The sequence below is a fragment of the Candidatus Baltobacteraceae bacterium genome (assembly GCA_036489885.1).
In the GTDB taxonomy this organism is placed as follows: Bacteria; Vulcanimicrobiota; Vulcanimicrobiia; order Vulcanimicrobiales; family Vulcanimicrobiaceae; genus JAFAMS01.
This window is the reverse complement of sequence record DASXEW010000001.1, coordinates 310,869-335,721: the sequence shown is the minus strand read 5'-3', so window position 1 is coordinate 335,721 and position 24,853 is coordinate 310,869. Positions and strand designations below refer to the sequence as shown.

Genomic DNA, 24,853 nt, shown 5'->3' with positions numbered 1-24,853 from the left:
GGCCGCTTTCGCTGACCGGCGAACCCAAGTCCCCCATGAGCATCTACCGCAACCGCCGGGATGCGGTCGCCCAAAAGCTGGGCGACGAGGCGATTGCCGTCATACCGGCTGCACTTCATCACATTCGCAACAACGACGCCGAGTACGAATACCGGCAAAACTCGGATTTTTACTACCTAACGGGCTTCACGGAGCCCGAGGCGGTCCTCATCATCGCGCCCGGTCGCGAACAGCGCGACACGTTATTTTTGCGACGGCGCGATCGCGAGATGGAGATCTGGACGGGAAAGCGGCTTGGCATCGAAAATGCGCCGGCTGCACTGAACGTTGAGGCGGCCTTCGCCATCGACGAGCTCGATGACAAGTTGGGCGAGATGCTCACCGGCTGGGAGCGGCTCGCGTACGGCTTCGGCCGCGACGAAGCGTTCGATCGCAAAGTGCACGCTGCGGTCGCCGAAGCGCGCCACGCCGTACGGCGCGGCGGCAAAGCACCGATCGAATTTTTCGAGCCCGGAACGGTCTTACACGAAATGCGCTTACGGAAGTCGCAGGACGAAATTGAGGTGATGCGCAGCGCCGGAGCGATCACACGGCTGGGACACATTGCGGGAATGCGCGCGACGCGTCCGGGGATGTGGGAGTACGAGTTGGAGGCGGTCATCGAGTACGCGTACATGCGTAACGGCGCGCAATCAACCGCCTATACGTCGATCGTCGCAGGCGGCTCGAATGCGACAATCTTGCATTACAACACGAATCGCGAACAGCTTCGCGACGGAACGCTGGTGTTGATCGACTCCGCCGCCGAGCTCGACGTCTACGCTTCGGATGTGACGCGCACGTGGCCCGTCAACGGCCGTTTCACCGCGGAGCAACGCGCGATCTATGAGATCGTACTCGCCGCGCAGAAAGCCGGCATCGAAGAGGTTCGCCCCGGAAAAACGTTCCGGGCGTACCACGATGCGGCGGTTCGCGTGTTGAGTGAAGGCCTCATTGAGATCGGGTTACTCTCAGGCTCGCTCGATGAAGTGATTCAAAACGAAACGTACCGCGATTTCTATCCGCACAACACGGGACACTGGATCGGCCTCGACGTCCATGACGTCGGCCGCTATCGCGATCACGCCGACCACTGGCGCAAGCTCGAGCCCGGTATGGTTATGACGGTCGAACCCGGCCTTTACGTGCAAGAAGACCTCAACGTTCCCGAACGCTTTAAGGGCATCGGCGTACGCATCGAGGACGACATCCTGTGCACCGCGAGCGGTCCCGAAAATCTCACGCCCGGCATTCCCAAAGAAATCGATGAAATCGAAGCGCTGGTCGGCGCGGACGCAAAAGAGCTCGCTAAAACCTGAATCTTCATCTAACGATAGCCGGCGGAACGGGCTTCGTCGGCCGGCATCTGATCGATGCGTTGCGCGCACGTGGTGACGACGTCGTGGTCACGTCGCTGGGCAACCTCGACGCGGCGGCGCGCGCCTGCGCGCATGCCGACGTCGTCATCAACCTCGCCGGCGCCCCCGTCGCTCAACGTTGGACAAATTCGCACAAGGTAGCGATTCGGTACTCGCGCGTCGAGCTGACGCGCGCTCTTCTCGAACGGATCGCACAACTCGAGAAAAAGCCGGTTGCGTACGTTTCCGCGTCAGCGGTCGGCTATTACGGGACGAGCCTCACCGAAACGTTCATTGAGACAAGCTCGCCGGGGACGGATTTTCTCGCGCGCGTCTGTCTTGATTGGGAACGTGAGGCCAATCGCGCCACCGAGCTCGGGATGCGAGTTGCGATCGTTCGAACCGGCGTGGTGTTGGGGCCGGACGGTGGTGCGCTTCCCATGATGCTCCCCGCCTTTCGCTTCGGCTTAGGCGGGAAGCTCGCGAGCGGAAAGCAGTGGATGTCGTGGATTCACATTGAGGATTTGATCGATGCCTATCTCCACGCGATCGACGGCACGGATGGCGCGCTCAATGCAACCGCGCCCGAACCCGTGACGAACGCGGAGTTCACGCATGTGCTCGGCGAGGTCTTACGGCGCCCGACGGTTTTTCCGGTTCCCGAGTTGGCGCTCAAGGCTTTGTTCGGTGAGGGTGCGATGATCCTCAGCGAAGGGCAGCGCGTGCTACCGGAACGCACGCTGGCAAGTGGATATCGCTTTCGATATCCTGATCTCGAACCCGCATTACGTTCGCTGTTGCGATGAACGCGGGGATATAGCCGACGCGCGCGATCGCGTTCACGACAAGTATCGCTTCAACGTCCCAGGTGATATCGCGGCCGCGTTTTCGCATCCGCACGCTCGTACCCCACGCCGCGCGCCGCCACGCCGAGGGGCAGGTCGGCCCCTGTGATCTGCGTTACGCTGAGAGGCTCTGCTCCGCTTCGGACGACTCGAGCATTTCCAGAAAACGCTCGGCCTCCATCGACGCTTTGCATCCCATTCCAGCGGCGGTGATCGCTTGCTTGTACCTGATGTCGAAAACGTCGCCGCCAACGAACACGCCTTCGACGTTCGTGTGAACGCCGTCCGGCGAAACGATGTAACCCGCACGATCAAGCTCCAGCTGTCCCCTAAAGATCGACGTGTTCGGATCGTGTCCGATCGCGATGAACATTGCGTCGGCTTCAAAATCATAGCTTTTCTCGGTAATGAGGTTGCGCAAGCCTAGGCCCGTCATCACCGGATCGCCGTGGACTTCCTCAATCACCGTATTCCAGATGAAGTCGATCTTCGCGTGGTTGTGAGCGCGCTCGGCCATGATCTTACTGGCACGCAGCGTGTCGCGCCGGTGTATGACGGTAACCTGCGAGCCGAAACGCGTCAGAAACAACGCTTCTTCCATCGCGGAATCGCCGCCGCCCGCGACGACGATTCTCTTCTCCTTGAAAAATGCACCGTCGCAGGTCGCGCACGTCGAAACGCCGCGTCCGCGTAAGCGTTCTTCGCCCGGAATACCGAGCCAACGCGCACTCGCACCGGTCGCGACAATAACCGACTGCGAGCGAAACTCGCCTTCCGACGTCAGCACCGTAAACGGACGCGAACCGAGATCGACGGCAGTGACGTCGACAAACTCCAGCCGTGCGCCGAAACGCTCGGCTTGCATGCGGAAGTTTTCCATGAGCTCCGGGCCCATGATGCCTTCCGGAAAGCCGGGGAAATTCTCGACCTCGGTCGTGAGCATCAGCTGGCCGCCGTAGAGAGCGCCTGCGAAAACGAGCGGCTGTAAGTTCGCACGCGCCGCGTAAATCGCGGCAGTCAAGCCGGCGGGGCCGGAGCCGATGATGATCAACTTCTCCATCTTAAAGGCGCTTCGCCCCGGGCTGCGCGCCCCCCACGCTAACGCGTGGGGCCCCCGAGCGCGCTCGGCCCATCACCACTGTCATCATGTCACCATTTTCTCGCTGGCCTCGCAACAACATTTTGTTTGATAGGCAGGAAGGTTGATTGGGTTTCACAGACATTTTTTGATGCTCGAAGACGAATTTTCCGACATCGTTCGCAAGGCAAGCCGGGGCCTCGGAATCGACGTAGCGACGCTCGCTTCACGCACCGGGCTTGCTCAAAGCGAGCTCAAAGCGTGGATCGGCGGTGAGGGCGCGCCGACCGACGCCGAAGCGCGCGAGATCGCGCGCGTCCTGCGGCTCGATCCCGGCAAACTCGCCGACAGCGCGGCACAACGCTGGGAGCCGCACGTCGCGTCGCCCGAAGACGTGCGCCATCATCCGCAAAATCCGCATCCGTCGAACGGCTACATCTTCTTCCTCGAAGACGGTAAGACGGCAGCGCTCGTCGATCCCGCCGGCGATCCAAATAATTTGCGGCGCGCGATCGCAGAGGGTCCGTACGTCCTTCGTTACATTTTAATAACTCACAAGCATCTCGATCACTGCGATGCAACCGCGGACATTGCGAAGCAATTCCCGGATGCGAATATCGTGATGCATAAGTCCGACGTGCACGCGATCGGCGCGCTTGCGAGCAAAGCGATCCCGGTCCAAGACGGCGAGCAGCTCCCGTTCGGCGACGCCGCCGCGATCCGCATGCTGCACACGCCCGGACACACGGACGGATCGTCGTGCTATCTGTTCAAATCAACCGTGTTCACGGGCGACACGCTCTTCGCAGGAAGCGTCGGCGGGGCGTTCGGGGAGAACACCGGCTACCAAGACATCCTACGAAGCGTATCGACCAAACTGTTCAAGCTCGATGAAGAGACCGTGGTTATGCCGGGACACGGACCGCCGAGCACGATCGGTCTCGAGAAACAGCACAACCCGTTCTTTAACGGCTTCTAGCTGCGGTGAAACCGAAGATCGGCATCGGTGTCGGCGATCGCAACGGCATCGGGGCGGAGCTCGTCGCTCGGTTGCTCGCCGAATCCGAGATTTTCGAGCAAGCTGAAATCACCGTTTTCGGCGATTCGCAAGTAATCGAATTCGGAAAGCGCGTGACCGGCGCCGAGTACGCGGGACCGGTTCGAGCGGTCGATATGACGTCAGGTAAGGCCGAGCCGTTCGGCACCGGGAAAGTAAGTGCGCCTGCGGGGGCGGAGACTCTCGAGCAGCTCGCAACGATGCTGGCAAGCGCGCAACGCAGCGAGATCGATGGGATCGTGTTCGCGCCGCTCAACAAGAACGCGATGCGGCTCGGTGGATTACCCGAAGGCGACGAGCTCGATTTTATCGTTGAACGACTTGGGTTTACAGGAAACTGCGGCGAGCTCAATGTGCTCGGAAATTTGTGGACCTCCCGCGTTACCTCACATGTACCGTTGCGCGACGTCGGCGATTTGATCACAAAGAAACGCGTCTACGATGCGATCCTTCTCGTAAACGACGCGTTGCGCGCAGCCGGGATCGCCGCACCGCGTTTGGCGGTTGCCGGATTGAATCCGCACGCCGGCGACGGCGGAACGTACGGCGACGAAGAGACTCGGGAGATCGCGCCCGCTGTCGAGCGCGCCAAGAACGACGGCATAAACGCCGGCGGACCGTTTCCCGCCGACACGGTTTTCGTCGCCGCGATGCGTGGCGATTACGATGCGGTCGTCACCATGTATCACGATCAGGGCCAGATCGCGATGAAGCTCCTCAAGTTCGGCAGCGGCGTGACCGTCCTCGCGGGCTTGCCCGTTCCGATAACAACGGTCGGACATGGAACGGCATACGACATCGCGGGTAAGGGCATCGCTCTCCCCGACGGCCTCAGAGAAGCCTTAAAAATCTGCTGTAGCATGGCGCGAGCGCAGAGCGCGATCCGGTAGGGATCGTCTGCTCGTCCGACAATAGTCGGCAGACTACTCGCTTGAGGGGATAAGCATGCTCAAGAAAACGGTCTTTTCCGTTGCAATTCTAGCGTTCAGTATGGCTGCGACCGCAGCATTCGCACAGTATGGGATGCCGCCGGCAACTCCGGCACCGGCTGCTGCAGCAAGCCCGATCACGAGAACGGTCCTGCAAACCGCGAGTTTTCCCGGCGACGAATATTCAACGATCCAGGCGTACGTCGTGATCGCACCGGGTGCTACGGCCGCATCGCACACGCATCCGGGCGTCGAGCTGGGCTACGTAATCGACGGCGAGGCGGATCTCTACGTCCAAGGCCAACCGAAGAGGCACGTGAAGACGGGGGACTCGTTCCTGAATCCGGCCGGCATCCCGCACGGCGCGGTCAACACGAGCGCGAGGAATCCGCTCAAGATCCTTTCGGTCTACGTGGTCGACAAATCGAAGCCGCTCGCTACACCTGCCGCGGCATTCTTCTAAACTAGCGGAACGCCAGCGTCCGAGCCGATGCGGTCGACTTTCCGTCGGTGACGACTACTCGGACGCTGGGTACGTGACTCAGCGACTTTTCGTCCGGCGGGACGACCTGAAACTCGATCACCTTCACGCCTGAATCCGGCAACGTCGTCGCGACTTGCAGCGGAGCGCAGATGCGATCGGTGCAGAATGAGGCGATCCAACCTTTCGGAAGATCGACCGCGTGTAAGTGGATGCTCCCTCCGGGCTTTCCGGTAACGACGAGCCGGTACTTCGCGGTGTCCGGCGAACTGCCGGGCAACTGCGGACCGGTCCACGGCGCGAATGAGAGCGCGGTTGAGGTGCGCGATGCACTACGGATGTCGAGCGCTACGGTCTCTTCCTGCGCTTGCTCGAGATAGATTGAGTAACGCGAGTTAGTCTTCGGAAGCCTCAGCGTCGTTTGCGTCGCTTCGGCGAACTGCTGCCGCGCCGCCGGAATATTTCCGGCTTTGGCTTCCATGCGGCCGTAGTAGAGATGCGCCCACGCGAGCATACGAATGTCCGTCGTTTTTGCACGCGGGGCATCAGCCTTCGCGCTTGCGAGTGCGATGGCGCGATCGAATGCGCGGCGGCCTTCGTCGAAGCGCTTCGCAGATCCGGATTGCACGCCAAGATCGACGTAGGCCGAGACGCTCTTCGGCTCGAGAGCCACGAGCTGCTCGTCGGCACGAAGCACAATGTCGTGTCTCTTCAGCCGGCTGGCTGCGGTCGACATCCCGCTGAGGGCATCTTCGTTCTTCGGGTCGAGCATGTGGGCCGCGGTGTATGCGCTAAGTGCCTCTTCGTGCTTGCCCTCATACTCGTTCGCATCGCCCTGGAGCAAATCGAGAGCGATCTTCTGTGCGCGCGCCGTCGCAATCGGCGTCATCGCTGCAATCGCTTCGCTGCGCAGAGCATTCTCTTCGGCTTCGGTCCGCGGCACATCGATGGGATTGCCGGCCACGGGATCCGAGTTGTCGATCATCTCGCTGACTTGTGCGACGGCTTTTTGAAAGCGGTCTACGGTTGCGGTGACGTGTGCCGCATCGCCCTTGAACGAATACTTGGAAGGCGCGAGCAGAGCGTCGATCTTGTCTTGAATCGGCGACGCGAGCTGCGAATTGCGGCCCGCCTGTGCGTCGGCAACGAACTGCGCGATGAGCTTCGGAGTCACGAGATCGATGTAAACCATGCGCAGAACGCCATCCGGTCCGATCACATACGTCGTCGGGAAATACTTGATGTGGTAGGCGTTGGCGAATGTCTGGTCCGCGTCGACGGTCTCGAGAAACTTGATGTCTTTAGCCGCCGCAAACGCTTTCACGAGCGGCGCGGTCTCGGTCGAGTCGACGCCCATGAAGACGACGTCGTTGCCGGCGGTCTGGTTGTACGCCTTGATGAGGTTGGCGGTCTCCTCTTGGCACGGCGGGCACCACGTCGCCCAGACGTTGATGACAACGGTCTTTCCGCGCAGGCCATCGAGCGTGACGCGCTTACCGTCGATCGTCGGAAGATCGAATGCCGGAGCCGGATCTCCCACAACCAATCCCGGCGCAGGCGCTGTAGGCTCGGCTGCAACCGCAGGCAGCGCTGCTGCGAGACCAAAAACGAGAGCGGCAAAAAGTCGCATTATCTTCATGTCTAGTTTAGAACGCATGGCGGCCCCCAAGGGTTCACAAACGGAGTTTGTATCCAACCGCGGTCATCGTCAGCGCGCCCCCGAACGCCCCGATGGCGAGCACGAAAACAACCAGGAGCGATAATCCTAGCTCCACGTCGCTGCGTCCTGTGAACGAGTAACGGAACGCGTCGATCATGTAGAACATCGGATTGAACAGCGAGAGCTTCTGGACGAGCGGCGGCAAGAAGTGGCTCGACGTGAACACACCACCGACGAAGACGAGCGGCGTGATGACGAACGTCGTAAAAATCGCAATGTGATCGAACTTCTCCGCCATCAGGCCGAAGATGACCCCGATCGACGAGAACAGCACGGCGACGAGGCTGACGACCAATAGATAGAGTCCCCAATTGTGTGGACCGACGTGTACGAGCAGCACGCCTAGGGCCGTGATGAGACCGGCGATAATAAAGGCTCGCACGATTCCGGCTACGACGAATCCGACTACGATCTCGAGCGCCGACATGGGCGAGATCAACATCTCTTGCACGTGGTTCAGGAAGCGTCCCTGAAAAACGCTGCTCGACGCCTCGCCGTACGATTCATTGATCACTTGCAGCATGATCAATCCCGGAATCAAGAACGTACCGTACGGAACTCCCTGCGTCGTCCCGATGCGGCTTCCGAGCGCAAGTCCGAATACGAACACGTACAAGATGGTCGTGATCACGGGTGGCCAGACGACCTGATTGATCACTACCCACATGCGCTTCATCTCGCGCTTGATGAGCGTCCAGAGGCCGACGTAGTTCTTTATGGTGAACGAGCCTGGGGCGATCGTCACGGAACTTGCGCTCCGGCGCGCTCTTGACTGATTAAACCGAGGAACACGTCTTGCAGCGAACGGTCACCGATGAGCTTCGCCGTCGATTCGCGCGCGATGATGTGCCCGCCCTCGATGATGGCGATGTTCTTGCAAAGCGCTTCGGCTTCTTCGAGATAGTGGGTTGTCAAGAAGATCGTCGTTCCGGCGCGATTCAAATCGCGAACCAAGTCCCACAGTTCGAGACGCAGCTCAACGTCAACGCCGGCCGTCGGCTCGTCGAGAATGATGAGACGCGGTTCGTGGATCATCGCTCGCGCAAGCGTCAGACGCCGCTTCTGTCCGCCGGAAAGGCGTGTAAAAACCTGATTGGCTTTGTCGCTCAAACCAAAACGTTCCAGCAGCGCGTCGGCGCGACGCTCTATCGTCACACCTTGCAAGCCGTAATATCCGGCTTGATACAGAAGGACGTCGCGAATCGAGAGATAGCGGTCGAAATTGAATTCCTGCGGGGCAACGCCGATGAGCGGACGCGCTTCACGCCATTCGCGCGTGATGTCGTGACCAAAAATGCGAATCGAACCGGCTTGAAAGGTAGCGAGACCGACGACTGCGTTGATCGTTGTGGTTTTCCCGGCACCGTTCGGGCCAAGGAAACCGAAAAAATCGCCCTCTTCGACGGCCAGCGAAACGCCGTCTACGGCAGTGAAATCACCATATCGTTTGACGAGACCGTCAATTTCGATCGCATTGGGCACAAAGGACCTCTAGGTTCGTTTGAGAGGAAGCACCAGCGACGGTGGTCCACCGCCTAGCTTCCCAAACTCCCATAAGTCGATTGCAACGACGTCCAGTTTCGCTTTACGCAACATTGGCACCGCGAAGCGGAACCGCAGATTGGTGAGGACGCGGCGCGAACCAAGCGGCAGCAGCGACGCGCCGAACTCCTCTCCGAGCGGAATCGCGAGGATCTGAGCTCGTGCGCGTAGCGCCGAAGTGTCGACGAAATCGGTAGCAGCGACGATCAAGTCATCGGCCGCGGACGAAAACACGTCGTTCAGGCGCGGAATCGAAGCGTCCATCGACAGCTCCTGCGTCTGCATGCCGACAGTGACCAATAGCTGCGAGAGCTGACTGCGCCCCAGCGTATTGCTGCGCGACTTCTTGTTTGGGATGCCGATGTATGCCGTATTGCCGTTGACGACGATGTCGCCGCCGTCGAGCAAGCCGGGCGCCTCGATCTTTCCGAGGATCGGAATGCCATGATCGCGCAGCTTCGCCTCAACCGCGTTCACTTCGCGCCGGCGCTCGACGCGATGCGGCCGCAAAATGATCGCTCCCGTGGAAACCAGCAGCGCACAATCAGCGACGAAGGCTGCATGGCCGGTATCATCATCCGTTTCGAGCGGATGAATTCGGACGCCGCAGTCGTGGAGCGTCCGCGCCAACACGCTGTGCTGCTCCTTTGCGCGTTCGATAAGAGTGCTCGGCTCGCCGTAGAGAGGCGTGACCTGATCGAGTGCCGCGCCGGGCGCGACCAAGATCGCTTCACGGAGCGTCGCGTTTGGCGCGCGAACGAATGGTGCGGCGATAGTGTCCTTTTCCGTCACGGTCGGCTCATTCGGTCTGGCTCTCGACCGGTCTTGCCGTGTACGGCGTGAAGTTCGGGCGGTCGGAGAAAAAGTCGGACATATCGCCGGCGAGGAGATCCCCCAGCGAGAGCGGCGGCAAGCCAAGCAGCTCTTCTTCCGTCTTGAGCACGCTGACCGTCGAGAGATGGCGATGCCCGACGTATCCTCGCTTCGCATACGGCGAAATGACCAGCGCGTAGGAACGCTGAGCGTTCACATGATCGCGCTGGGTGGCGGCATCCGCGGGCATCACGAAGATCGCGGTGTCTTTCCAGAGCAGAGAACGCGTGATGTGCGAAACGATCACGCCGAGCGCACGATCGCCATCGGCGACTTCTTCATGGAGCGGCGGAACGTCGGCCCCCGTACCCCCGCGATCGTCGGGTAGCCATACCACCGAAAAGCGCGGCGCATGATGCGATAGTACGAGCGCGTCGAAATCGCGCACGAATTCGCGCGCGCGCCGCTCGTCGCGAATGCGCAGATTCCAGCCGGGATACCGCTCGTCAACGTGGCCGCGCAGCGCGGCGAGCGCGGGAACGTCGAGCGTATAGGTGCCGCCCAAGCCCGTTGTGGGCGCAAAGCGGTCCAGCGGATCGACGGGACTCGTGTCGATGTCGTAGCCGCGCAACAGCAAGTGATCACCATAATCGCGGTACGAAATCCGGTGCAGTCCGAGCATGTTGAAAATGTAGCCGAAGCGCGGGTAATCTTCGGGATCTTCGCGCGGCAGCGCGCCTTCGAGGCTGCGCCTCTGCGCGTAATCGCTCGCGACGCCGCCGAGCGCGTATTCATGACCGAGAACCATTGTGCGCGAATCGGCATAAAAATTATCGGCCAGTCCGAACGTTCGCGCCAAAAGGTGAAGATTCGGCGTCACGTTCGCGCCGAATGTGGTCAAGGCCGGATCGCCGTTACCGTGCGGACGTCCCGCCGCATCGACAAGGTCGCCAAGCATCGAGTCGAATGTCTTGTCCTCCTCGAGCACCAGAACCACGTGCTTGATCCGCGCGCTTCCCTGTCCGCTTCCAAGCGGCGAGACGACCGGATTCCGCGGCGCGGTGTATGAGATACGCGTCGAACCGAGTGCCGTGTACGTGTCGCGCACGAGGTTCTGCTGCTGCAAGTCGATGCGTTGCAACGTCGAGGGAACATCGTTCCCTTCCGGACCGTAACCCTTGCTGTTGACGGCGTAGAGCGAGTGGTCGTCATCGGATAACGCAAGCGCCGACGGATAGTCTCCGGTGGGGATCAATCCCAGACGCCGCATCCGCAGCGGGTTCGATGAATCGAGTACTGCGATCGCGTCGAGACCCGAGAGCGCAACGTACAATCGCCGCCCATCGTGCGAGACCGCAAGCGCGGTCGGCTGAGTACCGTACGGACCCTTCGGGAACAAACGCAGTTCGGTCCCTGTAACGACGTGTGGAATACCAGTCAGCGAAACGACGGCGACTCGATCGACGTTCGCCATCGTAACGAACGCGTACGCTCCATCCGGCGAGATCGCGATCGCGCTTGGGTGAGCCCCACCGATGATGCGAACGCCGTCCGGCGGACGATCGAGGTGTAGCGGACCATCGCCCGTGTTCTGTGCGGAAACGTTAGCACTCGCGTCGAGTCCAACGACATCGACCGAGGATGCGGCATCCATGTTCGGCGGCGGCGTTCCGAACATCGGTATGAGCGCGGGGGTCGCAAGTTGCGCGTAGCGCATCAAGCCTTCATTGCAAACCAGCAGCTGACCGGGTAATCCGCTGCGCAACAAGAGCGCAGCGCCGATGGGCGCAAACCCCACCAGGCGCGTCGAGCGCGAACGGCGGCGGCGTAAGTCGATCGCGGTCACGCTATTCCCGGCGCTTTGCAGCGCGTACGCGGTGGCGCCGTCGGGCGTTGCTACGAGTCCCTCCGGGAAACCCGGAAGTCCGATGTTCGCGATCCGATCCGGCGTCAAATTCGTGCCGTCGAAACGATAAAAATAGAGTGCATCGGCTCCGCCCGAGGAGGCGACGACGAGCGTGCGCGTTGCATCGAGCGGGTCGCGCACGGCCACGACGCTCGTGTATGGATGCGCGGCCGGCGCCCCATATTGCGCGACCACCGTCATCGAATCGACGTCGATCGCTGCCAAGGTCGATCCCGCCACGAACGCATAACGTGAATCCGGCGAGAGCGCGACTGCAAGCGCGCTGCTCCCCGCAACGACGCTGCGGCCTTGCGGTTTGACCAAACGTCCCGACGGCAAAACGGCCCAAAACGGCGTGATGCCGATACGTCCGGCCGGCAAGTTCTTGGCGGGAGATTCGTAGACGACGGGGCCTGGCTGTGCGAAACCGATGGAGACGAATGAGAGCGCGGCGATGAACGCGCTCACAAGCGCAAGAAAGCGGCGGATCAGTTTGGGACTCCTAGGGTTTGTCCAGCCGGTATCCGATGCCGCGAACGCTCGCGATCGCGAGATTTGCACTCACCTCGGCCAGCTTCTTACGCAACGCGGCAACGTGCACGTCGACGACGCGCGTCGGAACGCCGGAGACGTCGTTCCAGACGTGCTCGAGAATCTGCGCACGCGTCAGCAAACGGCCTTCGCCTTCGCCGAGATACCAAAGCAAACGAAACTCGAGAGCCGTCAGTGGAACGTTGCGCTCGCCGTTCTGCAAAACGTGAAGATCGCGAACGAGCGTCACATTGCCGACCGTCATGCGTCCTTCTTGTTCGCGCTGCGCGTGACGGTCGCGGCGCCGCAAGAAGGACTGAATACGCGCTACGAGCTGGCCCGGCGAGAAGGGCTTCGTTATGTAATCGTCCGCGCCGAGGCCGAGGCCCTTGAGAATGTCATCCTCGCCCGACGCCGCGCTCACCATTAGAATGAAGGCGTCGCTGGTGTTCGATAGCGACGTGAGCACGTCCAGACCCGAAATGTCGGGCAGGTTCACGTCGAGCAAGACGACGTCCGGAGACCACTGCGCCGCAAGCTCGAGCGCCTGAGCCCCGTTGGGCGCGATCTGCACGGTGAAATCGGCGCGTTCGCAAACGGTGCGCTCGTACGAGGCCACATCAGGGTCGTCCTCGACGATCATAACTCGTGTCTTGCTCATGGCGTATTTCTAAACGAGAGCGGCAGCGTGGTCCTCTTCGGCGACTGCCATGGCCCGACGAGCAATGCCGTCTTCGACCGCGGCGTGCGAGACGGCCTTGGCGACGGCCTCCATGACGCGTTGATCGAAGACGCTCGGAATAATGTACTCGACACTTCGTTCCTCTCCAACGATTGCAGCAATCGCCTTTGCCGCTGCCAATTTCATGTTGTCGGTTATGCGCCGTGCCCTACAGTCGAGCGCGCCGCGGAAGATGCCGGGAAATGACAGAACGTTGTTGACCTGATTGGGGTAATCGGAACGTCCCGTCGCCATAACGGTGACGTAGGGTGCTGCGACCTCGGGCATGATCTCGGGTGTTGGGTTCGCGAGCGCGAAGACGATCGGATCGCGAGCCATGTTTTTGAGATCGTCAGCCTCGAGTACGCCCGGGCCCGAAACACCGATGAACGCATCGGCGCCACGCAGAACGGTATTGAGCGTACCGCCGACATTCTCGCGGTTCGTATTTTGCGCGAGCCACGTTATGTGTGTGGGCTCGTAACGCTCTTTGCGGTTGATGACTCCCTCGCGTCCGACCGCGATGATGTCGCCGACGCCGGCCAGCTGTAGCAACTTGATCGTCGCAGTTCCGGCTGAGCCCGTGCCGCCTGCAACGACGATCCGCATGTCGGCGAGATCTTTACCCACGACGGCAACTGCGTTGATCAAGGCTGCGAGCGCAACGACAGCCGTACCATGCTGATCGTCATGCATCACAGGAATGTCGAGTGCTTCGATCAATCGCCGTTCGACTTCAAAGCAACGCGGCGCCGAAATATCTTCGAGATTTATGCCGCCGAATATCGGAGCGATGCGCACGACCGTCTCGACGATCTCGTCGACGTCTTTGGTGTCAAGACACACCGGCCACGCATCGATCTGCGCAAACCGTTTGAAGAGCATGCACTTGCCTTCCATTACGGGTGCAGCTCCTAGCGGACCGATATCGCCAAGACCGAGTACGGCCGTACCGTCCGTGACGACGGCTACGGTGTTGCGTTTGATCGTCAACTGAAACGCTTTGCTCGGATCGGCAGCGATTGCCATCGAGACACGCGCGACGCCCGGCGTGTAGACGGTCGAAAGATCCGCGCGCGTTTTCACGGGCAGCTTGGATTCTACCGATATCTTGCCGCCGAGGTGGGCGAGAAACGTGCTATCCGACGCGCTAACGACCCGCGCACCGTCGATCCGCTCGAGCGCGGCGCGCACGAGAGACGCAATTTGCTCAGAGCCAACCGTCACGGTGATGTCACGTACAGTCGTCCCTTTTGAAACGGAACGCACGTCGACGGCGCCGACCACGCCACCGGCATCTCCGATTGCCGAAGCAAGCAGTCCGAACGCCCCGGGATGGTTCGGTGCTTCCACGCGGATTATCAAGGTGAACCCGATGGGACCGGCAGTCATAACGGAAGGGTCTATTGGCGCACGTCCAGGACCCTCCTCGCTCGAAGCCCGCTCAGCTATGGAGGCAACATAATGGATCGCAAAGAGGGTGCCCGTATCCGTCGTGAGGTTCTTGGCGCAGAATACGTCGATGGGATGCTCAAGCGCGCAGCCGGAGACTCGCTCGCCGAAGCATTCATCGATTTCACCGAAGAGTATTGCTGGGGAAACGTCTGGGTACGTCCCGGTTTGGAACACAAAACGCGCAGCATGCTCAATCTCGCGATGCTGACCGTGCTCGGGCGCTGGCACGAGCTCGAAGTTCACGTGCGCGGCGCAATTAATAACGGCGTAACCAAGGAAGAGATGAAAGAGATTTTCTTGCAGACCGGCGTTTACGGCGGCGTCCCGGTCTCGGCGGAGGCATTCCGCATCGCGCGGGCCGTCTACGCAGAGCGAGAAAAACAAAAAGCGTGAATTGCGAGGCCGTCGAAAAAATCGCGACACCATTTCAAATGGTGATGGGCCGAGCGCATTTGGGGGCCCCAACTTTCAAGTTGGGGGGCGCGCAGCCCGGGGCGGAGCGCCTTTAGATGGATATCTTTGCGTGCATCGTAGGGCGGTCGAAGCGGCCGTACTACTACATGTTCAATTTGGCGAACCGCACCGAGGAGATCGAACTCGTCTACCCGTTTTGGGTGATCAAGGACAAAAACGAAACGGTCATGATCGACACCGGATTTTCGGAACGGATGGCCGGCGAGAAAGGCGTGTTCGATTATCTCTCGCCGAGCGAGCTTCTTCCGCGCGTTGGCGTTGACGCCAAAGACGTGAAGTCGATCGTAATCTCGCATCTCCATTACGATCACTTCTGCGTTCCCGAGCGTTACCCGAATGCGACTTTCTACGTGCAGAGCGATGACATCGAGTATTTCACGGGGCGCGGCGTCACGCATCCGGCATTCAAATCCGCCGATCCGACGGCAATCGATCAAATCGGGCGGCTGCGTTCCGAAGGAAAGATCAAAGCCAAGAGCGGCGATTTCAACTTCTCACCGTCGATCAAGGTGCTGCACGTCGGCGGCCACACGCCTGGGCATCAGATTACGGTCATTGACACGGGATCGAACCCGCTGGTCCTGGCGTGCGACGCGTCGCATTTCTATGCCAATCTCGAAACGCGCACCCCGACCTCGATCATCCACAACTACGACAACTATCAGCGTGGGTTTACGACGATCGAGACGCTTGCCTCCGGTGGCCGCTGGTTCCCCGGCCACGATCCAAAGATGCTTTCGAATCTCGAACAAGTCGAAGACCGAATCTATAAGGTTTCGTCGTAAACGCATCCCCATGTCATCCCGAGCGTAGCGGCTACTCCCCTGAGACGGTCATTTCGGCGACGCGGAAGGACGGCGCGGCGATTGCGGAATCGAAACGTAGATCGCTCGCGAGCGCATCGATCCCCGGCAAAATGCCGGTGAGAAAATTCGACGCGATCGTGACGCCGTCGACGGCCTGACACAATTCGCCGTTCTCGATGAGCACGCCGCTGACGCCGCGGCTATAGGTTCCCGTTGCACACTCCGTTGCGAAGCCGATGATGGAGAGCACGAGCAGACCGCGCTTTGTTTGTCCGATCAGATCTTCAAGGCTCAGCTCGCCCGCTTCGAGATAGAAATTGTTGGGGCCGATGCCGCCGCCGGCCGCGTTTCCGGTGGTTTGCGCTCCGAGCTTGCGCGCGTAATAGGTGTCGAAAAGATGCGTCTTGAGCACGCCATTCTGGAAGACGACGGTGCGGCGCGTCGGAACGCCCTCGCCGTCAAACGGCGACGTCCCCATGCCGCGCGCCAAGCGGCCGTCGTCGACGATCGTCACCAAATTGCTGCCGACCTTTTCTCCGACCTTGTCGGCAAGATATGAATTGTCGATCGCGACGTTCGCGGCGCTCACCGCGGCAAAGATGTCGCCGAGAACGGCGGATGCAACGTCGCGCTCGAAGATGACGGGCAGCTTCTGCGACGCGATGGGCCTCGCACCGAACATCGCCAAGATGCGTGAGCTTGCACGCCGCGCGACTTTTACCGGGCGTTCGCATCCGCTCCAGGAGCGTGCCGCGGTCGAATAGTAGGCGGTGCGCTTTGCCTCGCCGTCGCGGCCGACCGGGTTAGCCATCATCGACGCACTCGTCGAACGATACGACGCACGCGATCCGCTCGAGTTCGCGAAGCCGAGCGTCACCTGCGCGTCGGAGACGTACGATCCGTTCGAATTGTCGATGCGCGCATCGAAGGCGCGCGCCTCACTTTCGAGTGTTAAAGCGTCCGCGATCTTCTCGTCGTTGGGACGTGATTCAACGTCACGAGCGTCGATCTCGAGATCGCCGGCGTCGAGCGAGCCCCGTGCCTCCGGAAGCCCCGCGAACGGATCCTGCCCGACATGATGCGCGGCATCGACGACGCGTTTTGCAATGATTTCGATTCCGTCGCCGGATAGGTCGGTCGTCGACAGCGTCGCGCGCCGCAACTTGCCCGGTTCGCCGACGAAAACGCGCAAGGAGAGCCCGCGACCCGTCGATTGCTCGAGCTTGTCGATTTCGGTATCGCGTGCGCGCACCGAGAATCGCCGTGCGATCGTGCATGTTGCTTCGGCTTCGCGCGCACCGGCCGCGAGCGCCGAACGCAATCCGCGTTCGGCAATATCGAGCGCAGCGTCGCTCATTGGAGCGCGGAACCGCCGACGGTTAGGCTCGAAATCTTCACCGTCGGCATGCCCACGCCGACCGGGACCATTTGTCCGTTTTTACCGCACGTATATTGTCCGTTCGCGAGCCGCGCATCGGAACCAACCGCGACGACTTTCTCCATGATCGCCGGACCGTTACCGACCAAGCTTGCACCTCGAATCGGCGCCGTGATCTTACCATGTTCGATCAGATAGCCTTCCGAAATCATGAACACGAAATCGCCGCGGCTGATATCGACTTGACCGCCGGCAAACGATTTCGCATAAACTCCACGATCGACGCTGCGAATGATCTCATCCAGCGTCGAGTCGCCGGGCGGCATATACGTGTTGCACATGCGCGGAATCGGAAGAAACCGAAAGTTCTGACGCCGGCCGCTGCCCGTCGAAGCGGTGCCCATCAACCGCCCGTTCATACCGTCGAGCATGTAGCCGCGCAAAACGCCGCGTTCGATCAGCACCTTATGTTGACCGGGCGTCCCTTCGTCGTCGACGGAAATCGAGCCACGCTCGCCCTCGATGTCGCCATCGTCGAAGATCGTCACGAGCTCACTTGCGACACGCTCGCCGACACGTCCGCTGTAGAGCGACGTGCCCTCGCGATTGAAGTCGCCTTCGAGTCCGTGACCAACCGCTTCATGCAGCAGCACGCCGCCACTTCCGGCGCCGACGACGACGGGCATCTCGCCCGCGGGCGCTTCGCGCGCTTCCGCATTGATCACGGCGATGCGCGCCGCTTCGGTCGCAATCGCTTCAGGCGTCTTCTTCTCATAGAATGCAAGCGAGGTGCGTCCGCCGTCGGCGTACGACGCGAATCCGCGGACTTGGTCACGCGCCACGATTTGCGCGCTCAGCACGATCAGCGGCCGCGTATCGTTGACCAGCCTTCCGTCGCTCGTCGCGATCTGCACATGCTGTACTTCGCCGATCATCGCTCCGTTGACGGTCTCGATGCGCTTGTCGTATGCGCGGCCGGTAACGTCGATACGCTCGAGGAACGCAACGTATGTGTTCAGATCGCCCAGACCCGTCGCTTGAGCTTGCGCGTCAACCGAGTAGCGCGGCTTGACCGCCACCGCACGCAAGTCTGCCGCGTCGGCGCGCGCGCCGTTGCGGGCAATCAACGAGGCAACCCGCGCGGCATCCAAGAGCGCCTTCTCGGAAAGATCGTCAGTATACGCGTAGCCTTGCCGGTCGTCTTCTACGACACGTACGCCCGCGCCCGACGTTACTCCGACGCTGGCTTCATGCATCTTCGAATCCTGAAGCCGAATCGACTGGCTGACGCGATGCTCGACGAACACGTCTGCGTAGATTCCGCCCCGCTCAAGAGCTGCAGAGATCGTTTTCTGCAGCAGCGACGGATCCAGATCGTAGTTCATAGGGAAACGAGTTCGTCAAGAGCCCGATCGATTCCGACCTGAATCGAAGTGGCATCGTCCGCATACGGTGCGTTCACCAGGAACGCAAAGGCCAAGCGTCCATGGTGACGCGTATCGACGTAGCCCACGAGCGAATTCACGCCATCGATATGGCCGCTTTTTGCATGCACTCGGCCAAGCGCAGGTCCCAAATCGTGATGTCGCACCGTTCCCTCGATACCCGCTCTTGGAAACGCGCTAACGTACTCGTGCGCGATCGGCAAATGGTCGGCTACCTGCAACAAACGCACGATCGTGATCGGCGCGATCCGGTCGCGCTCTGCGAGCCCGCTCCCGTCAACGATTTGAAGAGCCGGCGTCGGCACGTCTCTGGCGTGCAAGAAGGCGCGCTCGGTGCGTGCGCCCGCGGCCTCCGATCCACCCGTTATCATCAAACCATCACCACCGGTCGTTCCGAGCACCCGTAGCAGCGTCTCGGCGATATGGTTGTCCGATTCGAAAAGCATTTGCTTTATCATCGTGTGTAGCGGCGGCGAACGGTGCTCCCAGAGCGTTTGCACCGCAATCGGATCGGTTCCAAGCCGCGCCCGGCCATCAAACATAATGTGTTGATCGTGCAGCATCTGCGCGACGACTTGCGCGGCCCACAGCGGAATGCCGTCAACCGGCCTGAAATAGGATTGCTCCCATCCGTACGCGATCGAACCGCGAATATTGAACTCGTTGCGCCCCTGCTTCACGCGATCGATTGTGAGGGTTGTGTTGTAGCCCGTCATCGGCGTACCGTGAACGATGATCGAGGGGTCCGCCGGGAATACGGTAACCCGCGCCGGCTCTCCGACGCGCGTCGGCAAAACCTTGAACTCAATGACGTTCCAGTTTAATGAGATCGCGCTTGTCCCGGCAGCATATCCGTATTCGAAATCGTCCGGTGCCCAAGCCATGTTTTGCTCCGGCGCCGTGAACGAGGTCGCATCGACGATCACGTCACCGTCGACGCGCCGCACGCCCTTCTTGTAAAGCGACGCGACGCCGCTCTGCAGCGCGACGAGATCCAGCGTCGGGTCGCCGCCGCCGACAAGCCACAAATCATCGATGCGGCCTTCCGTATCCGGGTCATTCAGGGACGCAAGACTGGTATCAAGCCGCGCGTCGACGCCGAGCGTTGCGAGCGACGTCGCGGCAACGAGCACTTTCAGTGTCGATGCCGGGGCATAGCCGTGGTCGACATTTCTCCCGTAGAGCAGCCGTCCCGATTCATCCGCGACTGCCACGCCGGCATGCGCGAAATACTGCGAAACGAGCGAGCTTTCCAGAATCGAATGCACGCGTGCAAGGTCACTTGGCGACCAATTCGTACGCACGACTTGTTGTGCGGGCTCCGCGTGCGCGACGGCGACGGGTTGAGAATCCGAGCCGGCTGCGGTGAATCCGCATCCAACGAGCCAGAACAGTGTGAGCGAAGCCGAAAGCGCTCGCACGTTCATGCCTTTATGGGCAGCTCCGTATCAAGCCGCGTGCGTAGTGCTTGCACCGTTTCGCGCAGCTCCTCGACGTCGGAGCGGAGCTTCGCAAGCTCGGGCGGCGTTCGCTGCGCTTCACCGATCCGTTCGATCGCTTCGAGCGCATTACGCCGGATACGTCCGTCGCCGTCGAGATTCGCAATGCGCCGCAATGCAGGGACTGTTGCGGTCTCGCCGAGACGTTCCGCGGCACCCACTGCAGCGAGACGAACCAGGAGATCGTCATCGTCGAACGCCTCGATGATGGCTTCGATGATCGAGGGCTTGCGTTCGTCAAGAAGATGATACAACCGGGCGAGCGCGCCGAGCGCAGCACGCCGCAGCTCGTCACTGCGGTCGTCGCGCGTCGCCGCGATGAGCGGCTGCACTGCGGCAGCATCACCCAGCTCGCCGAGTCCGCGTGCCGCGCCGGCGGCGATTGAGTCGGCCCACGACGCCGCGCTCAGATGGCGCATCAATATTTCGCGTGCGCGCGAGTCGCGTGTTTTGCCCAAGCTACCGAGCGCCGCAGCAGCGACGAAATACGACGCATCATCGAGCATTTCGATGAGTGCGCTCGCGACGTTTGGATCGCGTGGGAACGCCCCGAGCGCGGCAGCGATCCCGCGCCGCGCTTTGGGATGCGGGTGCTTGCGCGCCTTCACCAACGCTTCTTTGGCCCACGGCGCATGCGTTTGTGCGAGCGCTTGCGCGATCGATAGGCTTACGCCCCAGAACGGCTCGCTCTCGAGCGCCGCTGCAAGCGCTTCGCGTGCATCTCGATTGCCTTCCTTGGCAAGAGCCTGTGCCGCGCGAATACGGGCAACGATGTCCGCTTCCGTTTGCAAGATCCGCACGAGCATGTCGGTCCCGAACTTGTATTCGGCTTTCGCGAGAATGTACGCGCCTGGATCGATGCGCACCAGCGAGGGTTCTTCGGAGACGGGGATCGCAAAGGATTCCTGTGCACGCGTAACCTCGAGGCGCACGCGATGTTCGCCCTCGACCTCTTTGTCGCCGGAGTCACGCCTTATCGCCGAAGGGACACGCGTTGCCGAGAGAAAGCCGACGTTCAAATCGAAGCGGAAGGCGGGATTCTCGTCGTCGACCTTCTGCTTCTGCCGAATGTCGACGATCGCGCTCTTTCGCTCCGCGTCGTACTTGTAGCCGATTTCCAGCTCGGGGTAACCGCCACGATTAATCCACTGCTCGAAGAAGCCGCGCAGATTGCGGCCGCTGGCATGCTCGATTGCGCGCACGAGATCGATCGTCTCAACGCTGCCGCCGCGATTGTCCTCGACATAACGACGAATCGCACGCCGGAAGCGCTCGTGTCCGAGCGTTCCACGCAGCATGTGCAGAACGGCACCGCCTTTTTCGTACAGGTGCCGGTCAAAGATCTCGATCGGATACACAAATCGATTAAAAACCACGGGACGCCGGTAGCGGTCGTCGTCTTCCGCAAAATAGTTTCGCACCATGGAAACGACGTGGTACGCGTACTCATCCCATCCGCGTGATGCTTCGAACCAGACCGCCTCGAAATAGGTAGCGAAACCTTCGTTGAGCCATGCATGCGCCCAATCGCGCGTGGTTAGCAGATCGCCGAACCACTGATGCGCAAGCTCGTGCGAGACCAGTGGCTCACTCGAGAAATCGAGATGCGCGCGCTCGTCGTGCAACGTCCGGTCCGTTTGCGTCGTGGCGGTCGTATTCTCCATACCGCCGAAGATGAAATCGGCAACCGCCACCTGGGAATAGCGCGCGAACGCGTAGTCGACGCCGATGAACTCGTTGAATACCTGAATCATGCGCGGCGTCGCGCCGAAACTGCGCTCGCCGTCGGCTTCACGGCCGGGGGCAACATAATAGAGAACCGGCACCTTAGCGCCGGTTTGTGCGATCTCAGTGAACTCACCGACCACAAGCGTAAAAAGATAGGTTGGGTGCGGGATCTCTTGGCGATACACGAACGTCGTGGTTTTCGCATCGTCGCGGCGGTCGATGAGGGCGCCGTTTGCCAGCGCAAATAGGCCCTTGCCTACGACGACGGTCGTCGTGCTGGTCTGCTTGTTGTCGGGATAGTCCACGCACGGGAACCACGCGCGCGCGTCGCTGTCTTGACTCTGCGTCCAAAGCTGCCGCGGCTTTTTCGGATTCGCACGATCGGGCTCGGTGAAGTATGCGCCCCGCGTCGGCTTGACGACGCGATACGTGACGGCGAACTCGAGCTGCTCGCCGCTGCGCAGCGGACGTTTGAAATGAATCGTCAGAGAGCCGGTTCGGCGCTCGTATTCCAGCGCACCACTGCCGGACCGCACGTCTTGGATCTCCATGTCGACCGCGTCGAGCGTGATCCGTTCAACGCCCTCATCGACCGCCTCGACGCGTGTCGTGCAGGTTCCATCGATCGAATGCGCGTCGAGATCCGGTTCGAGGTGCAAGTCGATGTTCAGAACGCGAAGCGGACGATCGGGACCGTATTGCAGCTCTGATCCCGGCAGCGCGAACCTGCGCCGGTCTTCTGCGTAACCCATTAGATGTGCGCGACGTGCGGCGGAATTGCGGACGGCCACGGGCCGGGCATTCGCAAGAGCGCAAGTCCTTGATCCGTCAAACCGTAGCACCACGTCAGATAGTAGGGCCGCGGCGGAACGCCCATGCCCGCGTCATACTTCAAGATCGGTCCGACTTCAACGCGCTCGCACGCATTGTGCAGCTGCTTTTGAAAATCGGGGCGGCCGTGTTCGAGCGGGTGTTCACCGGGGACGGCAGGCAACGGCACGAGCGACTCCTTGTCGACGAATAGCGCGGTGCGTGGACCGCGAATATGCGTTATCCAGCTATGAGATTCCGCGCCCTGCCAGTCGTAGCCGATGACAACCGGCGGAATCCCGGCATCGAAATCAAGCACGGACGAAAGGCCGTAACCGTCGGTCATGACGACGGCGTCGCGTTCGCGCGCGATGATTTTGACGTTGTGCGCAAGCTGTGCGGTCGTGTAGATTTCCCACGGTCCCGTATTGCGCATGGCAGAGCCGGTGCTCACGATGACGTGATAGACGTCGGCCGGCATCTCAGCGGCAATGAAGAGCGCGGGCAGCAAGACGAGCGCGGGGACCGTCGAAGCTGCCGCCCAAATCACGCGCGCTCGCTGCGAGAGCCCGACGAACGCGATCCCGATTGCAACGCACAATGACGCGTACGCGCTTGAGACCCAGTTGATCTCAACACGCTCGAAGAACGCGAGGACCGTCAGAAGCAAGATCAGGGGTACTGCCGTCCAGGCCAAGAGTGCGTCACGCGGTCGAATCGCACACAATAGCGCGCCGATCCACAACCCGGGCGAATACGCTGCCGCTTGAACGGCGTACATCTCGATGACGCGCCGAATCGAAAACGCCGCCGGCACGTGCCGCGCAAAAAAGGTGAATTCGAAAGTCGGCCATCCGTGCGTCGCATTCCACCAGACGAACGGCGCGTAAAGAATACCGGCGATTGCGAGCGAAACGAGTAGACCGCTTCGCCATGCGAAGCGGCGTTGCGGCGCGAGCGCGTAGCACACGACACCGAAGACGAGCGCCCATCCGAAGAAGCGCGCAAGGACGAGCGCCCCCATCGAAACGCCGAGTGCGATCCACGTCCAGCGTTCGTTGCGCCGGAATGCGCGGGCGGAAAGCCAGAGCGAAACGCACCAGAATGCGATACTCGGGCCGTCCGGCTGCGCGGTACCGAATGCCAGCGACATGAACGGCGTGAGCGTCAGCGCAAGCGCAGCCGCAGCGCCGGCGCGACGATCCCGCGTAATCTCGGTTGCACACGCCGCTGCCGCCAGTGTTGCGACGACTCCGGAGAGCACGAAGCCAAACCGTACGAATCCCGCATTCTGTCCGATCCAAGAAAACGCTGCGATCGTCCACGCGACCATCGGCGGATCGTCGACGTAACCGAAGGCGAGCCTGCGGCTCCACTCCCAATAGTATGCTTCATCGCCGACGAGAGGAACGTTGAAGATCGTTATCGCGCGCATCAGCGTGACGACCGCGATGACAATCCACACGAAGACGATCACCCTTCGTATGCCTCGAGCAAACCGCCGGTCACGGCGAGAGATTGTCCGTTAACAAAGCTCGCTCCATCAGAAGCAAAAAACACGACTGCCTCAGCGATGTCCTCCCAGGATCCGGCACGCCCAGTCGGATTTTTTCCGGGGAGACGCGTCGCCTGTTCCCGGTCGGCGTGCTTCTCCCGGATATCACCCGGCTCGACGACGTTGACGGTGATTCCGCGCTTCGCCTCTTCCGCCGCGAGCGTGCGCGCGAACGACGTAACCGCAGACTTTGATGCTGCATAGAGTGAGAGGACCGGCGACGGCGTCGTCGTCGACGAACCGTTCGTGCCAAAAAAGATCAGACGTCCAAAGTTGCGTTCGCGCATCGATGGGAGAACCGCTCGCGCCATCCACACGGCACTGCCAAAATTGCCGTCGACCATTGCACGGTAATCGTCGGGAGACGAGCGCGCAAACGATCCGACGACCATCGGACCGACGACGTGCACCAACACTTCTACCGGACCGCGCTCTGATGCGATGCGAACAACACGCGCTGCTTCTGCTTCGCGCGTTGCATCCGCCGGAATTGCCAGCGCCTCCGCGTCATGTCGGCGGACGAGCTCGAGGGTCTCGTTCGGCGGCGTCCCGCCGGGCCGATGCGTGAACGCAATCCGGAAACCCGCACGCGCGAGGCCAAAGGTTATACCTCTCCCTAGCCCGCCGGCACCGCCGGTAACGAGCGCGAGCCTTCCCAAATTAACGCCGCTCCGCCCCTGGAT

Annotated in this window: 21 protein-coding genes; 7 read left to right on the top strand and 14 right to left on the bottom strand. The window is 61.1% G+C overall.

Annotated features, from left to right (window positions below; genetic code table 11):
* The first annotated feature begins 35 nt into the window (after positions 1-35).
* Both pepP and VGG22_01620 read left to right on the top strand, forming a co-directional pair.
* Positions 36-1,358, top strand: coding sequence for a Xaa-Pro aminopeptidase (pepP, locus tag VGG22_01625; GenBank protein HEY1727061.1), 1,323 nt, complete (start codon positions 36-38; stop codon positions 1,356-1,358).
* A complete protein-coding gene (locus VGG22_01620) occupies positions 1,355-2,203 on the top strand; it encodes a TIGR01777 family oxidoreductase (GenBank protein HEY1727060.1) in 849 nt (282 codons plus the stop codon). The genes pepP and VGG22_01620 overlap by 4 nt, the downstream gene beginning before the upstream one ends.
* A gap of 154 nt (positions 2,204-2,357) precedes the next feature.
* On the opposite strand, the gene trxB is transcribed toward VGG22_01620, so the two are convergent.
* Entirely contained in the window at positions 2,358-3,302 is a 945-nt protein-coding gene (trxB, locus tag VGG22_01615) for a thioredoxin-disulfide reductase (GenBank protein ID HEY1727059.1), read from the bottom strand.
* A gap of 169 nt (positions 3,303-3,471) precedes the next feature.
* Here trxB and VGG22_01610 point away from each other — a divergent pair, with 169 nt between their 5' ends.
* From VGG22_01610 to VGG22_01600, 3 genes are read left to right on the top strand one after another with little or no spacing between them, the layout of a single operon-like run.
* Positions 3,472-4,299, top strand: coding sequence for an MBL fold metallo-hydrolase (locus tag VGG22_01610; protein ID HEY1727058.1), 828 nt, complete (start codon positions 3,472-3,474; stop codon positions 4,297-4,299).
* 5 nt (positions 4,300-4,304) lie between these two features.
* On the top strand, positions 4,305-5,267 hold the full coding sequence (locus VGG22_01605) for a 4-hydroxythreonine-4-phosphate dehydrogenase PdxA (protein ID HEY1727057.1): 963 nt from the start codon (positions 4,305-4,307) through the stop codon (positions 5,265-5,267).
* A gap of 55 nt (positions 5,268-5,322) precedes the next feature.
* Positions 5,323-5,769, top strand: a complete 447-nt coding sequence (locus VGG22_01600) for a cupin domain-containing protein (GenBank protein HEY1727056.1) — start codon at positions 5,323-5,325, stop codon at positions 5,767-5,769.
* Between the two features lies 1 nt (position 5,770).
* Here VGG22_01600 and VGG22_01595 read toward each other — a convergent pair whose 3' ends face one another.
* From VGG22_01595 to VGG22_01565, 7 genes are read right to left on the bottom strand one after another with little or no spacing between them, the layout of a single operon-like run.
* Positions 5,771-7,417, bottom strand: a complete 1,647-nt coding sequence (locus VGG22_01595) for a redoxin domain-containing protein (protein ID HEY1727055.1) — start codon at positions 7,415-7,417, stop codon at positions 5,771-5,773.
* A 43-nt stretch (positions 7,418-7,460) separates the two neighbouring features.
* Positions 7,461-8,252: an ABC transporter permease gene (locus tag VGG22_01590; GenBank protein ID HEY1727054.1), complete on the bottom strand. Its 792-nt coding sequence runs from the start codon at positions 8,250-8,252 to the stop codon at positions 7,461-7,463.
* Complete coding sequence (locus tag VGG22_01585) at positions 8,249-8,989, bottom strand: ABC transporter ATP-binding protein (GenBank protein ID HEY1727053.1); 741 nt, start codon at positions 8,987-8,989, stop codon at positions 8,249-8,251. Before VGG22_01585 ends, VGG22_01590 begins: the two co-directional genes overlap by 4 nt.
* Positions 8,990-8,998: 9 nt before the next feature.
* Positions 8,999-9,841, bottom strand: coding sequence for a hypothetical protein (locus VGG22_01580; GenBank protein HEY1727052.1), 843 nt, complete (start codon positions 9,839-9,841; stop codon positions 8,999-9,001).
* A 7-nt stretch (positions 9,842-9,848) separates the two neighbouring features.
* Positions 9,849-12,236, bottom strand: coding sequence for an alkaline phosphatase family protein (locus VGG22_01575; GenBank protein HEY1727051.1), 2,388 nt, complete (start codon positions 12,234-12,236; stop codon positions 9,849-9,851).
* 34 nt (positions 12,237-12,270) lie between these two features.
* Complete coding sequence (locus VGG22_01570) at positions 12,271-12,960, bottom strand: response regulator transcription factor (GenBank protein HEY1727050.1); 690 nt, start codon at positions 12,958-12,960, stop codon at positions 12,271-12,273.
* Positions 12,961-12,969: 9 nt separating this feature from the next.
* Positions 12,970-14,412 carry an NAD-dependent malic enzyme gene (locus VGG22_01565; protein ID HEY1727049.1) on the bottom strand — a complete coding sequence of 481 codons (1,443 nt, stop codon included), beginning with the start codon at positions 14,410-14,412 and terminating at the stop codon, positions 12,970-12,972.
* Positions 14,413-14,484: 72 nt separating this feature from the next.
* Here VGG22_01565 and VGG22_01560 point away from each other — a divergent pair, with 72 nt between their 5' ends.
* Complete coding sequence (locus tag VGG22_01560) at positions 14,485-14,868, top strand: carboxymuconolactone decarboxylase family protein (GenBank protein HEY1727048.1); 384 nt, start codon at positions 14,485-14,487, stop codon at positions 14,866-14,868.
* 116 nt (positions 14,869-14,984) lie between these two features.
* Positions 14,985-15,734 carry an N-acyl homoserine lactonase family protein gene (locus VGG22_01555; protein ID HEY1727047.1) on the top strand — a complete coding sequence of 250 codons (750 nt, stop codon included), beginning with the start codon at positions 14,985-14,987 and terminating at the stop codon, positions 15,732-15,734.
* 31 nt (positions 15,735-15,765) lie between these two features.
* Here the strand turns inward: VGG22_01555 and VGG22_01550 are convergent, their stop codons facing one another.
* From VGG22_01550 to VGG22_01525, 6 genes are read right to left on the bottom strand one after another with little or no spacing between them, the layout of a single operon-like run.
* Positions 15,766-17,112 carry a TldD/PmbA family protein gene (locus VGG22_01550; GenBank protein HEY1727046.1) on the bottom strand — a complete coding sequence of 449 codons (1,347 nt, stop codon included), beginning with the start codon at positions 17,110-17,112 and terminating at the stop codon, positions 15,766-15,768.
* A complete protein-coding gene (locus VGG22_01545) occupies positions 17,109-18,518 on the bottom strand; it encodes a metallopeptidase TldD-related protein (GenBank protein ID HEY1727045.1) in 1,410 nt (469 codons plus the stop codon). The genes VGG22_01550 and VGG22_01545 overlap by 4 nt, the downstream gene beginning before the upstream one ends.
* Positions 18,515-20,005 (bottom strand): D-alanyl-D-alanine carboxypeptidase/D-alanyl-D-alanine-endopeptidase, encoded by a 1,491-nt coding sequence (dacB, locus tag VGG22_01540; GenBank protein ID HEY1727044.1) that lies wholly within the window; start codon positions 20,003-20,005, stop codon positions 18,515-18,517. The genes VGG22_01545 and dacB overlap by 4 nt, the downstream gene beginning before the upstream one ends.
* Positions 20,002-22,596 carry a M1 family aminopeptidase gene (locus tag VGG22_01535; GenBank protein HEY1727043.1) on the bottom strand — a complete coding sequence of 865 codons (2,595 nt, stop codon included), beginning with the start codon at positions 22,594-22,596 and terminating at the stop codon, positions 20,002-20,004. The genes dacB and VGG22_01535 overlap by 4 nt, the downstream gene beginning before the upstream one ends.
* A complete protein-coding gene (locus VGG22_01530; protein HEY1727042.1) occupies positions 22,557-24,092 on the bottom strand; it encodes a glycosyltransferase family 39 protein in 1,536 nt (511 codons plus the stop codon). Before VGG22_01530 ends, VGG22_01535 begins: the two co-directional genes overlap by 40 nt.
* Positions 24,089-24,829 (bottom strand): SDR family oxidoreductase, encoded by a 741-nt coding sequence (locus tag VGG22_01525; protein ID HEY1727041.1) that lies wholly within the window; start codon positions 24,827-24,829, stop codon positions 24,089-24,091. Before VGG22_01525 ends, VGG22_01530 begins: the two co-directional genes overlap by 4 nt.
* Positions 24,830-24,853: the final 24 nt, after the last annotated feature.